The sequence below is a fragment of the Aeromonas sp. YN13HZO-058 genome, from assembly GCF_001921245.1.
GTDB lineage: Bacteria > Pseudomonadota > Gammaproteobacteria > Enterobacterales > Aeromonadaceae > Aeromonas > Aeromonas allosaccharophila.
Genome location: NZ_MQSY01000043.1, coordinates 45133 through 58168, shown reverse-complemented (window position 1 = coordinate 58168; position 13036 = coordinate 45133). Strand labels below are relative to the sequence as shown.

Annotated in this window: 13 protein-coding genes; 7 read left to right on the top strand and 6 right to left on the bottom strand. The window is 57.4% G+C overall.

Features of this window, described 5'->3' with window-relative positions:
- Window positions 1–138: 138 nt before the first annotated feature.
- From eco to glpT, 5 genes are all read right to left on the bottom strand, one after another.
- Entirely contained in the window at window positions 139–621 is a 483-nt protein-coding gene (gene eco / locus BSP75_RS10485) for a serine protease inhibitor ecotin (RefSeq protein ID WP_042656084.1), read from the bottom strand.
- Between the two features lie 218 nt (window positions 622–839).
- On the bottom strand, window positions 840–1928 hold the full coding sequence (gene glpQ / locus BSP75_RS10480; protein ID WP_075113127.1) for a glycerophosphodiester phosphodiesterase: 1089 nt from the start codon (window positions 1926–1928) through the stop codon (window positions 840–842).
- A 106-nt stretch (window positions 1929–2034) separates the two neighbouring features.
- Window positions 2035–3522, bottom strand: coding sequence for a glycerol-3-phosphate dehydrogenase (gene glpD, locus BSP75_RS10475; protein ID WP_058054012.1), 1488 nt, complete (start codon window positions 3520–3522; stop codon window positions 2035–2037).
- A gap of 316 nt (window positions 3523–3838) precedes the next feature.
- On the bottom strand, window positions 3839–4597 hold the full coding sequence (locus tag BSP75_RS10470; protein WP_042012039.1) for a DeoR/GlpR family transcriptional regulator: 759 nt from the start codon (window positions 4595–4597) through the stop codon (window positions 3839–3841).
- A 102-nt stretch (window positions 4598–4699) separates the two neighbouring features.
- Window positions 4700–6058, bottom strand: coding sequence for a glycerol-3-phosphate transporter (glpT, locus tag BSP75_RS10465; RefSeq protein ID WP_075113126.1), 1359 nt, complete (start codon window positions 6056–6058; stop codon window positions 4700–4702).
- A 498-nt stretch (window positions 6059–6556) separates the two neighbouring features.
- On the opposite strand from glpT, the gene BSP75_RS10460 reads away from it, so the two are divergent.
- Both BSP75_RS10460 and glpK read left to right on the top strand, forming a co-directional pair.
- Entirely contained in the window at window positions 6557–7405 is an 849-nt protein-coding gene (locus tag BSP75_RS10460; protein WP_042057673.1) for an MIP/aquaporin family protein, read from the top strand.
- A gap of 38 nt (window positions 7406–7443) precedes the next feature.
- Window positions 7444–8946: a glycerol kinase GlpK gene (gene glpK / locus BSP75_RS10455; RefSeq protein ID WP_042057675.1), complete on the top strand. Its 1503-nt coding sequence runs from the start codon at window positions 7444–7446 to the stop codon at window positions 8944–8946.
- Window positions 8947–9100: 154 nt separating this feature from the next.
- Here the strand turns inward: glpK and BSP75_RS10450 are convergent, their stop codons facing one another.
- Window positions 9101–10003, bottom strand: a complete 903-nt coding sequence (locus tag BSP75_RS10450; protein ID WP_075113125.1) for a LysR substrate-binding domain-containing protein — start codon at window positions 10001–10003, stop codon at window positions 9101–9103.
- 195 nt (window positions 10004–10198) lie between these two features.
- On the opposite strand from BSP75_RS10450, the gene BSP75_RS10445 reads away from it, so the two are divergent.
- From BSP75_RS10445 to dkgB, 5 genes are all read left to right on the top strand, one after another.
- Entirely contained in the window at window positions 10199–10597 is a 399-nt protein-coding gene (locus BSP75_RS10445; protein WP_075113124.1) for a DUF6404 family protein, read from the top strand.
- Window positions 10584–10940 (top strand): VOC family protein, encoded by a 357-nt coding sequence (locus tag BSP75_RS10440; RefSeq protein WP_075113123.1) that lies wholly within the window; start codon window positions 10584–10586, stop codon window positions 10938–10940. Before BSP75_RS10445 ends, BSP75_RS10440 begins: the two co-directional genes overlap by 14 nt.
- 33 nt (window positions 10941–10973) lie before the next feature.
- Complete coding sequence (locus tag BSP75_RS10435; protein ID WP_075113122.1) at window positions 10974–11612, top strand: hypothetical protein; 639 nt, start codon at window positions 10974–10976, stop codon at window positions 11610–11612.
- 110 nt (window positions 11613–11722) lie between these two features.
- Entirely contained in the window at window positions 11723–12019 is a 297-nt protein-coding gene (locus tag BSP75_RS10430; protein ID WP_075113121.1) for a putative quinol monooxygenase, read from the top strand.
- 65 nt (window positions 12020–12084) lie between these two features.
- Window positions 12085–12888: a 2,5-didehydrogluconate reductase DkgB gene (dkgB, locus tag BSP75_RS10425; RefSeq protein ID WP_075113120.1), complete on the top strand. Its 804-nt coding sequence runs from the start codon at window positions 12085–12087 to the stop codon at window positions 12886–12888.
- Window positions 12889–13036: the final 148 nt, after the last annotated feature.

Genomic DNA, 13036 nt, shown 5'->3' with positions numbered 1-13036 from the left:
TTGATAAATAATAAACTTATGTAAACGTACAGCCCGATTTCACGTCATTTCCCGGGCAATTCAGGTAAAAATAAAGCGCCGAACGGCGCTTTATTTGTCACATCAGATGAACCAGCTGAACCCTGGGTTCAAACATGCTTACTCAATCATGGCCGGTTGGGCCAGGTTGTCGGCACGCCACAGGCGGTAGCGCACTTCATACTCCTGTGGCACGTAGATCACGAACGGCAGCTTGGAGTTGTAGTTCACGAAAAAGCCCTGGCCGTAGATCTGGACGAAGGTCTCTTTCTGCTGGGCGTCCGGGCAAGCCATCAGGGTGGTGATGGGGTCGGAGACCTTGCCCAGTTGCAGGTAGTTGTAGCCCCAGCCTTTGACGCTGTGCTGTTCCAGGTTGCCGGCAAAACGCGGTACGTTGCAGTCAACCATCATCTTTTTACCGACCTGCAGCTCGACCATCATGTCGGATTCTTTCTCGACTTCTGGCAGGCGGATCACCACTCGCTCCTGATTCACGTCAGCGGCTGGGAACATGCTGATATCAAATTTTTTCGGCTCGGCGGCGAAGGCATGGCCACCCAACAACAAGGCGCCCAGCAGGCTAAAACGCAATACGGCTTTCATCTGTACCTCATGGGGTTGGTTCAACGCCGCTAGACTAACCGCTCCGCCGATTTCATGCCAGCGATCTGCTACGTAAAAAGTGCGTAAAATGATGCAGATCCGGCACACCATGACGTGATCTGGCTATTTTCTGACAGGGCGCACACTCCCGTTGCGGGAACCTCCAACAAAAAGCGAGGCCAACTGGCCTCGCGCTACACTCAAATGACACCACTTCGCTATTTAGCCGCCCCTTCATGGGCCTTGATCACGGCTACCGCCTTGTCGGGGAAGTCGCTGAACACCCCGTCCACATCGGCCTGATAGAGGAAGATGTTAAGGAGATCGGTGAAGTCCTTGGCATAGGCCGGGATCTGCCCCTCATCCTGACGGAAGGTATAAGGATGCACCTTGAGACCCGCCGCGTGGGCCTCTTTCACCATGCCGGTGAAGACCGGCTTGCCCAGGGTGCCCGGCTCGGTGACGATCATCGGCTTCCACGGGCCAATTCCTTCGGCATAGCTGGCGATGGTTTTCATCGCCCCCGGCTTGAACATCCAATCGTAGTTGTAGGGGGTCGCCTTGCCCTTGGCGTCGTAGACCATGGTCTCGTTCCAGTCGGTCTCGGCCATCAACTGCACCAGTTTCAGATCCATCCCTAAGGCAGGCATCAGCTCGCTGTTGATGCGCTTGAGTTCATCCGCATCGAAGCACTGCAGATAGACCTTGTCATCCTTCCCGGTGTAGCCGTACTCCTTGAGCACCTTCAGCACCGCCTTGGAGATATCCTTGCCTTCGTGGCGGAACAGCCAGGGTGCTTTGATCTCCGGATAGATGCCGATGTTTTTGCCGGTGCTTTTGTTGAGCCCCTGGATCATCTCGATCTCCTCCTGGAAGGTGTGGATCTTGAAGTTCGACTTCCACAGCGGGAAGCGGGCCGGATAGACCGGCAGCTGCTTGCCATCCACCAGCTGGAACGGCTCGGTCATGCGCAGGGAGCGCACCTCGTCCAGGGTGAAATCCACCACATAATAACGGCCGTCCGGGCGGGCACGACCGGGGAAACGCTCGGCCACATCGGTGATGCCATCGAGGAAGTGATCGTGCATCACCACCAGCTGGTCATCCTTGGTCATTACCAGATCCTGCTCCAGATAATCGGCCCCCATGCCATAGGCCAGCGCCTTGGACTCCAGGGTATGCTCGGGCAGGTAGCCGGAGGCGCCACGGTGGGCAATCACCACCTTGCCTTCATCGGCAGCAAACACGGGTAATGAGAGGGATGCCCCAAGGCTCAGGGCGATGAGGGAAACGGCGAGTTTTTTCATAGGTGAGGCTCTTTATTATTGTGTGTAGGTAATTGTTCTATCAGAGGTTTGTTGCATATTTACGGTAAAACGCGGTGGGCAGCAGCGCACTGCCCACCGTCACACATCAGCTCGCCTTGCGCAGAGCGTGATGATATTGGTCGAGCCAGATGTGCAGCATCTGCTGCTCTGACTCGTTCAGGCGCAGCCCCAGCTTGCTGCGGCGCCAGAGGATATCGTCCAGTGAACAGGCCCACTCCCGCTCGATGAGATAGCGCACTTCCGACTCGTAGAGGCCGCCACCGAAGTGAATGCCGCGATCCTCTTTCAGCCAGAGACGGGCATGGGCGCCATAGGCCTCGGCAATGCGCAGGGCGCTGCGATCGTCGAGCCAGTCAAACTCCAGCGCAAAGGCGCGGGCCAGCTCGCGCACCGAGCAGTCGAACTCGCCACCGGGCAGCCGGCTGGTCGCCGTCCAGTCATCCCCCATCTGGCTGAACCAGGGCTTGAGCTTGTTGCAGGCGGCCTGCGCCAGCTTGCGATAGGTGGTGAGCTTGCCGCCAAATACCGAGAGCAGCGGCGCACCGTCCGATTCGCCAGAAAGTTCAAGGGTGTAGTCGCGGGTCACCGCCTGCGGTGAATCTGACTCGTCATCGCACAGCGGACGCACCCCGGCATAGGTCCAGATCACATCCTTCGGGGCGATCTGGCGAGTGAAGTGGGCGTTGACCACCTTGCACAGGTAGGTGATCTCGGCCTCGCTGATCTTCGCTTCCCGCGGGCTGCCGTGGTGTTCCACGTCGGTGGTGCCGATCAGCGAATAGTCCTGCTGGTAAGGGATGACGAAGACGATGCGGTTGTCCTCGTTTTGCAGGATATAGGCCTCTTCGCGCTCATGGATGCGCGGCACTATCATGTGGCTGCCTTTAATAAGGCGAATGCCACGGGGAGATTTCTCGTTCAGGCTCTCGTCGTAGAAGGTCTTGACCCAGGGGCCCGCCGCATTGACCAGACCACGACAGGTGACGGTGAACTGCTCGCCGCCTTCTCGCTCCAGCGTCAGCGTCCAGTGTTTGGATCCGCGCACCGCCTTGATGCAGCGGGTGCGGGTCTGCACATCGGCACCCTTGTCACGAGCCATCATGGCGTTGAGTACCACCAGCCGGGCGTCGTCAACCCAGGCATCCGAGTATTCAAACCCCTTGTTGATCCCCGCAGTCAAGCCATCTTGCGGCAAGAAGCGCACGCCGCAGCTCCCCTTGAGCTTGTCGCGCTTGGCCAGATTGTCATACAGGAACAGACCGGCGCGGATCATCCAGGCCGGACGCAGGTGCGGACGGTGCGGCAGGCGAAAACGCATCGGACGGGCGATGTGAGGCGCCATACCGAGCAGCACCTCACGCTCCGCCAACGCCTCTTTCACCAGCCGGAATTCGTAATGTTCGAGATAGCGCAAACCGCCGTGGATCAGCTTGCTGGAGTTGGAGGAGGTGGCAGAGGCGAGATCTTGCGCCTCAAACAGGGCAACCTTCAGACCCCGTCCTGCCGCATCGGCTGCGATGCCGACCCCGTTGATGCCGCCACCGACGACGACCAGATCATAATGTTCGCTCATGTTCACCTACTTTCATTTTTATGATTGCTATAACAGCAATGTTTGATTTCGCTCATTTTAGAACATGAAAATACAACAAACGAACATTTTATGGCGAAAGTGTGATCGCCACAGCCCGCCAGAGGGGGCAAAAGTGGTACAGCAGGTGAGCGACAGGGATCAGGCTAAAACTGGCTGGTGAATAGCCAAAAAAGCCAGGCTGGAGAGTGGTTTTGGCAATACCCAGAAAGGGGTGAAATGAACGCGGAAATGGGGGCAGGAAAAGAAAGGAGGCCGCCCGAACGGGCGACCGGCACAGCCTTGGCCTCTTCAGCCGTCAGCAGATGTGGCAGGCGATCTGGTGTTGCGCCATCAATCGCGTCAGCTTTTCCGGTGGCTCCTGATCGGTAAAGAGGGCGTGGATCTGGTTGAGATTGCCCAGATTGACCATGGCATTGCGACCGAACTTGGTGTGGTCGGCGGCCAGGAACACCTGACGGGAGTGGGCGATGATGGCCTGGGCGATCTTCACCTCGTGATAGTCGAAATCGAGCAGGGAGCCGTCGTTATCGATCCCCGAAATCCCGATGACGCCATAGTCCATGCGAAACTGACCGATAAAGTCGCGGGTCGCCTCCCCCACGATACCGCCATCGCGGTTGCGGATCTCGCCACCGGCGATGATGACGGTGAAGTCATCCTTGGCCGTCAGGATGCTGGCCACGTTGAGGTTATTGGTGACGATGCGCAGCTCGCGGTGATCGAGCAGGGCGCGGGCAATCGCCTCGGTGGTAGTGCCTATGTCGATAAACAGCGAGGAACCGTCGGGGATATTGGCCGCTACCTCGCGGGCGATGCGCTCTTTCTCCTTGAGTTGCATCACTTTACGGGCGCTGTAGGCGGTATTGACGGTACTCGAATGCAGGGAGGCACCGCCATGATGGCGCCGGATCTTGTTCTGTTCGGCGAGATCGTTCAGATCCCGGCGAATGGTCTGGGGGCTGACGTCAAAGTGGGTCACCAGATCGTCGGTCGAGACAAATCCCTGCCGCGTCAGGACGTCCAGGATCTCCAGATGTCGTTGGGTTTGCTTCACGCTTGCACTCCGATGATGAAACGAAAAAAGGCCCCGGCAGATGCGGGGCCTTTTGGCAGTTTACCTGATCCCCTTTGGGATCAATAAGCTGACGATCACGTTTTATGCCTTATTGGCAGCCGCTTTCTTGGCCGCAACGGCAATGTTCTCGTGTTTGAGGGTCATCGCCAGCAGGATGATGGAGAGCACGCACGATACGGTCAGCACCAGGAAGCCGCCATCCCAACCGAAGTGGTCAACGGTATAACCCAGCATGGCGTTGGCTGCCACAGCGCCGCCCAGATAACCGAACAGACCGGTGAAACCTGCCGCAGTACCGGCAGCTTTCTTCGGTGCCAGCTCAAGGGCATAGAGGCCGATCAGCATGACAGGGCCGTAGATCAGGAAGCCGATAGCCACCAGCGCCATCATGTCGACGGTCGGGTTGCCGGCCGGGTTGAACCAGTAGACCAGCACAGCCACGGTTACCAGCACCATGAACAGGATACCGGCTGGCGCGCGGCGGCCCTGGAACATCTTGTCAGAGATCCAGCCACACAGCAGGGTGCCCGGAATACCGGCCCACTCGTAGAGGAAGTAAGCCCAGGAGGAGTTGTCGACGGTAAAGTGCTTGGCCTCTTTCAGGTAGGTTGGCGCCCAGTCCAGCACACCGTAACGAATGAGGTAAACGAAGGCGTTGGCAATCGCGATGTACCACAGCAGTTTGTTGTGCAGCACGTACTTGACGAAGATCTCCTTGGCGGAAAACTCCTGCTCATGGCTCGCGTTGTAATCCTTCGGATAGTCGTCCTTGTACTCCTCGATGGGAGGCAGACCGACCGATTGCGGGGTATCACGCATCACGAAGAAGGCGATCACCGCGATAGCAGCCGCAGCAGCAGCCGGCACATAGAAGGCACTGCGCCAGTCGTTGAACCAGCCCATCCCGAGGATAAACAGCGGGCCAATCATGCCGCCGCCCACGTTGTGCGCCACGTTCCAGACCGCAACCACTTCGCCGCGCTCTTTCTGTGACCACCAGTGCACCATGGTGCGACCGCAGGGCGGCCAGCCCATGCCCTGTGCCCAGCCGTTCAGGAACAACAGCACGAACATGATGGCGATGCTGGAGGTAGCCCAGTGCATGGTACCCATCATGAACATGATACCGGCCGAGAGCAGCAGACCGGCGGAGAGGAAGTAACGGGCGTTGGAACGGTCAGAGACGTTCCCCATCAGGAACTTGGACAAGCCGTAAGCGATGGACACCCCGGAGAGGGCCAGACCCAGATCGCCACGAGAGAAGCCCTGCTCGACCAGATAGGGCATCGCCAGACTGAAGTTTTTCCGTACCAGGTAGTAACCGGCATAACCGAAGAAGATCCCGAAGAACACCTGCCAACGCATGCGTTTGTAGAAGGGGTCGACCTTGTCAGCCGGGAGCCTGTCGATGTGCGCCGCAGGCCTGAAGAGACTAAGCATGTTCTGCTTCCTTATTGTTGTTATGGGCGGTTGAGGATGCCCTGACCATTCCGACGAACCATGTGAGTCCACTGATTCGTAAGCGAGCCCATTGTGCTCATATGCGCTCATTTAATCTGTGATGCATGCTCAAATATTTCATTTTTATTACAAATAAAAGTTCCAAATGAGCAGTTACTCATCTGCCTCAAACCCTTGCCGGACAAGGGATAGAGAGTACCCCCTTAGTGGTATTTTGCCGCCATCAAGTTGCTATACGTCACATTTTCTTAGCAATGAGTGGGATCTTGTCCACATTTCCCATGGCAGGGGGATGGTGAATTTCGCGGGAAGGTTTATTTTCTCTCTCGTCCGATAACGAGCGCAAACGAGCATAACGTTTGCGCAAGACGCAAAAACAACAAGGAAACGTTTTCGGCCGCAACGGATAGACACAAAAATGAAAAACGGAACATTAAACCTCTATGGCCTCTACGGGTGGATATAAGGAATAAAGATATGAGCATACAAAGACCCAATACCCTGCTTGGCGAATGCATCGCCGAGTTTATCGGAACCGGCTTGCTGATATTTTTCGGCGTCGGTTGTGTCGCCGCTCTGGTGCTGGCAGGCGCCAACTTCGGGCAATGGGAAATCTCCATTACCTGGGGTCTGGGCGTCGCGATCGCCATCTATGTGACCGGTGGCATTTCAGGTGCCCACCTGAACCCGGCCGTTACCCTGGCGCTGATGACCTTCTGCGGGTTCGACAAGCGCAAGGTAGTGCCCTACATCATCGCCCAGATGGCTGGTGCCTTCTGCTTCGCGGCCCTTGTCTACTTCCTTTATGGTAACCTTTTCACCCAGTGGGAAGTGACCCATAACGTGGTGCGCGGCAGCGTCGAGAGCCTCGGCACCGCCGGGATCTTCTCCACCTACCCGAACGCCCTGCTGACCAACATGCAAGCCTTCGCCGTCGAGCTGGTGATCACCGCCGTGCTGATGCTGGGCATCATGGCACTGGGTGACAACAACAACGGCGCCCCCAAAGGGTTCGCGGCCGCCCTGCTGATCGGTATCCTGATCGCCGTGATCGGCGCCTCCCTTGGCCCGTTAACCGGTTTTGCCATGAACCCGGCCCGTGACTTTGGTCCGAAACTGTTCGCGTTCTTTGCTGGCTGGGGTGATGTTGCCCTGACCGGTGGTCGTGACAACCCCTACTTCTGGGTTCCGATCCTTGGCCCCATCGTTGGCGCCCAGCTTGGTACCGCTCTGTATGTCAAAGTGCTGGCTCCCTGCGTCCCGGGCAACCGTGTTGCCGCCGCCGAGCAAGCTACCCAAACCACCAAAGAAGAGGCTGCCGCGTAAGACGGCACCCAACGTAGAAAATAAACGTGGAGAACATCATGTCTGCAGAAAAGAAATATGTCGTCGCTCTGGACCAGGGTACCACCTCTTCCCGCGCCATCGTGTTTGATCAGGACGCCAACATAGTCGCGACCTCACAGCGCGAATTTACCCAGCACTACCCGAAAGCGGGCTGGGTAGAGCACGACCCGATGGAGATCTGGGCGACCCAATCCTCCGTCTTTACCGAAGTGCTGGCCAAGAGCGGCCTGCGCAGCGAAGAGATCGCCGCCATCGGTATCACCAACCAGCGTGAAACCACCGTCGTCTGGGAAAAAGCCACCGGCAAGCCCATCTACAACGCCATCGTCTGGCAGTGCCGCCGTACCGCAGCCATCTGCGAAGAGCTGAAAGCGCGCGGTCTGGAAGAGTACGTCCGTGACAACACCGGCCTGGTGCTGGATGCCTACTTCTCCGGTACCAAGGTGAAGTGGATCCTCGACAACGTGGAAGGTGCCCGCGAGAAGGCAATGAACGGCGAGCTGCTGTTCGGCACCATCGACACCTGGCTGGTCTGGAAGATGACCAATGGCGAAGTACACGTCACTGACCCGACCAACGCCTCCCGTACCATGCTCTACAACATCCGCGACCTGAAGTGGGACGAGAAGATGCTGGACGAGCTGGGCATCCCGATGTCCATGCTGCCGGAAGTGAAACCCTCTTCCGAAGTGTACGGCTACACCACCCGTGGCGGCGGCTCCCGCATCCCCATCGCCGGTATTGCCGGTGACCAGCAGTCTGCCCTGTTCGGTCAGCTCTGCTTTGAAAAAGGGATGGCCAAGAACACCTACGGCACCGGCTGCTTCATGCTGATGAACACCGGCACCGAACCGGTTCGCTCCAATAACGGCCTGCTGACCACCGTTGCCATCGGCCCGAAAGGGGAAGTGAACTACGCGCTGGAAGGTGCGGTGTTTATGGGTGGCGCCACCATCCAGTGGCTGCGTGACGAGCTGAAGATCATTCACGATGCCCGCGATACCGACTACTTCGCCTCCAAGGTGGGTGACACCAACGGCGTCTATCTGGTACCGGCCTTCGTCGGTCTGGGCGCGCCCTACTGGGATCCGTATGCTCGCGGCACCATGGTCGGTCTGACCCGTGGCGCCAACCGCAACCACATCATCCGTGCCGCGCTGGAATCCATCGCCTATCAGAGCCGCGATGTGCTGGATGCGATGCAGCAGGACTCCGGCATCAAGCTGGCAGCGCTGAAAGTGGACGGCGGCGCCGTGGCCAACGACTTCCTGATGCAGTTCCAGGCTGACATGATGCACACCCCGGTGGTACGTCCGACCCGCATCGAGACCACCGCCATGGGCGCCGCCTTCCTGGCAGGTCTGGCAGTCGGCTTCTGGAAGAGCTCCGACGAGCTGGAAGACAAGTTCAGCGTGGACCGCGAGTTCATCCCGCAGATGGACAGAGAAGATCGCGCCAAACGCTACAGCGGCTGGCAGAAAGCGGTCGAGCGTTCACGCCGTTGGGCTGAAGAGGAGTGATCGGGCAACCGATATCCCGTTGAGATGAAAAGCAGAGAGGCCGACAGCAATGTCGGCCTCTTTTTTACTGCCTGCAGGGCGCCGTCTGAATAATTCACACATGCTGCACCAACGCCCTTGCGCGGCTACCCACCGCGCATCCGGGCCCACCGCATCAGAGTGAGTGGCTGCCCAGCTGTTCTTTAAGAAAATCGAGCCAGACCCGCAGCCGGATATCACGCTGGGCATCGGAGTAGAAGACCGCATTGATGGGGCGCGAGGCACCGCTGTTATTGCGGGCCAGCACCTCCACCAGCGCCCCGCTCTCCCGATCCTGCCCGGTCATAAAATCCGACAGACAGACGATCCCCTGCCCCCGCAACGCCAGCTGGCGCAAGGTTTCGCCGCTGCTGGCACGCAGGCTGGGGGTGATGGCAAAGCGATCCCCCTGCTCGGCACTGAGCAGCGGCCAGTGGTTGAGGTGATCGGGATGCAAAAAGCCGAGCAGCTCGTGACCGCTCAGCAGATCCGCCGGTTGGCGCGGGGTGCCACGCTCGCTCAAATAGCCGGGGGAAGCGAGCAGGCGCAGCCGCGAACGGCCCAGCGGCAGCGCCCGCAGGGAGGAGTCGGTCAGCTCGCCGATGCGGATGGCCATGTCCACCCGCCGCTCCATCAGATTGATAAAGCCCTCCGAGCTGTGCAGCTGCAGCTCGATGGCGGGGTAGCGGCGGCGAAACTCCCCGATGATCGGCACCAGCCGGTGCAGGATAAAGGGGGTGGCCGCATCGACCCGCAAGATCCCCTCCGGCTGCTCCCGGCGCATCAGCAAATGCCCCTCCGCCTCGCTCATCTCGGTCAGGATCTTCACCGCCCGCTGATAGAACCAGCTCCCCTCCTCGGTCAGGCTAACCCGCCTCGTGGTGCGGTTGAGCAGCACGGTGGAGAGCTTCTCCTCCAGCCGCTTGATGCCACGGCTCACCACCGAGTTGTCCATGCCGAGGTTCTCCGCCGCCTGGCGAAAGCTGCCCGCCTCCACCACGGCCACAAACAGGGTCAGTTCATCAGAATGGGTCTTCATTGCTGTTATCCGGACAAGAGTAATGGGCCTTTATAGGCGCAGCCGCTGTGGATTGGCAAGTATACGGTGAGGCCAGTTCTTTTTTTCTACAGAGAAAGAACGTGACCGCGAGCCCACATCATACCCACGATTTATCAGTACAATGCAGCCTAAAAAGCACCGTATGGCACCACTTATTTCACAAGGATCAAAACCATGACATTTGAAGCGCGGCTGGCCGCCGCCCATCAGGAGCTGGCTCACAAAGGGGTATGGCAGTCCAACTACAATCCCCCCTTGTTCTGGTTGTTGCGCCAACTGGGTTGGTCTGTCAAACCGCCACATTACGAGAGCTGGCTTACCAACTTTCTGGTATTTGGCATCGGCCTTGGACTGATCTGGAGCATACTGTTGTGGTTTTTCAGCTGGCAACCCATGGGAATGGATCTGCTATTTGCTCTACGTCAAACCGCCATTTTTGCGGGATTAATCGGCCTCATTATGGCCAGTGTCCTCAGGTTACGGCACAAGCAACTTAAACTGACCCCGTGGGAACAACTTGCTGAGCCCAGCGATGCTGATGATGAGGGAGAAAAACGACATGAACGTCCATGAAAAACTGAACTATGTGGAGTTTGCTGCACGGGATCTAGCAGCGACTAAAGCCTTCTTTCAGGCCGTATTTGGCTGGCAGTTTGTCGATTACGGTCCCGACTACTGCGCCTTTGCCGATGAGGGGCTGGATGGCGGATTCTATCGGGCAGATCAGTGCAACCTGACCACTCAGGGCGGCGCCCTGCTGGTGTTCTACAGCGCCGATATTGAAGCGACTCAAGCCAAGGTGAGCCAACACGGTGGCACCATCAGTCGCCCACTATTCGACTTCCCCGGTGGACGCCGTTTCCACTTCGTTGAGCCCAGCGGCAATGAGTTTGCAGTCTGGGCTGACAAAAACTGATGGAATATATTTAAAAACTAAAGGGATTTAATTATGTTTGGATTAGAAGCAGACAGAGGTAAGTTCAACAGTGACCCGTTAAGCTATAGCGCTCAGGGATTTCTTCAATGGCGTATGATTGAGTCAATAGTCACAAATTCAGACTTTGACCCATATACTCCCCCCACATACGAAATATTGAAAAATCCAATTTTATGGATATCACAAGCAGAAGCATTGACTCAAGCTGCAGTTACCATAATTAAGTCGGAGCCTAGGTTTGAAAACATGCCTATTCATTTTAGGGGTATATGTGATAGCCAATTTTGTGCCATAGGTCTGATGCTAGTTGGTTACAGTCTGGAAGTAGCTCTTAAAGCTATGATGGTTATCAAACATGGGACTGATGGTTATAAAGAGATTGAAAAGAAAAATAGACATCATCGCTTGCATGTCTTAGCCGAGCTTGTGCCAGATTTAACAAATAAAGATAAGGCTATCTTACGAGGGATAACACATTTTGTGTATTGGGCTGGCCGCTATCCTGATCCAGGCTCAGGACGAGAAGATGATGCTTCAGAAATATTTTTGATTGCTGAGGAAAATGAAATCACAGCCAAAGATATTTTTGATACAGCGTCAAAAATAATGTCTTACACAGTCAATATCGTTGACGAAAAACACGGATTTTAAAAATAACTCTCATTGTTGAATCCTTATCAATTCACTGTTGCACCAATAGCCCTGTTTCCAGCCAGTCACGGCAGGCATACTGATCCTTCGTTTTTGCCAAGGAGGTTCAGATGTCATCACCCGTGATTGTGATTGCCCAGCTTGAAGCCAAACCCGAATTCGCCGCCCAGTTCCGCGCCGCCCTTGAGCCGCTGATCGCGGCCACCCAGCAAGAAGCGGGCTGCCAGCGCTATCAACTGCATCAGGACTTGGACCATCCCCACAGCTGGATGCTCTACGAAGTGTGGGAGAGCGAAGCCGCCCTCACCGCCCATCAGGGCCAGCCCCACTTTACCGAATTTGTCGCCAAGGCCGAGCCCTGGTTTGCCAGCAGCACCATTCGCCGCTATCAGCCGCTGGTCGCCTGACTGGCCCTTGTGCCGCTTTCCGTTCAGCCCGCAAAGGGCCAACCACCACCCCATTGAGGAACGAGATGATCAATATGCCACCCATGGGTCTGGGCACCTTCCGCCTGAAGGGCGAGCCGCTGCTTGCCACCCTGACCAACGGTCTGGAGCTGGGCTATCGCCATATCGATACCGCCCAGATCTATGACAACGAAGCCGAGGTCGGCGCCGTGCTGACCCGCAGCGCCGTTTCCCGCCAGGATATCTATCTGACCACCAAGGTGTGGACCAGCGAATTTGGCCCAGGCAAGGTGATCCCGAGCCTTGAGGTGAGCCTCGAAAAACTGGGCACCGACTATCTGGATCTGGCGCTCATCCACTGGCCCTCCCCCAAGGATGAGGTGCCGATGGCGGTCTATCTGGAGCAGCTGGCCGAGGCCAAAACACAGGGCCTGACCCGCGAGATCGGGGTCTCCAACTTCACCGTGGCCCAGCTTAAAGAAGCCATCGATATTCTGGGGCCGGGGGCCATCGCCCACCAGCAGATCGAGGTTCATCCTCTGCTGCAAAACCGCAAGGTGGTGGAGTTCTGCAAAGCTCACGGTATCGCCGTCACCGCCTATATGCCGCTGGCCTATGGCAAGGTGCTGAGCGAGCCGCTGCTGATGGAGATTGGCAAACGCCACGGAGTGTCGGCGGCGCAGGTGTCGCTGGCCTGGCTACTGGCCCAGAAGATGGCGGTGATCCCGAGCTCCACCAAGCGGGAAAATCAGGCCGCCAATCTGGCCGCTCTCGATATCACCTTGAGCAGCGAGGAGATGGCCGCTATCGCCACGCTGGATCGGGGCGAGCGCTGCGCCAATCCCGACTTTGCCCCCGCGTGGGACTGACGCGAAAGGCGTGAGACTAACGCGAAAAAAGGGCAGGTTCTGCCGACCAGCCAGATAAAACAGGGAGAGCATCATGCTCTCCCTGTCTCTTTTCTTGCCTCACGCGTTGCCGCGCTTGCTGAACCTCCAGCCAACCTGCTGACGCCAG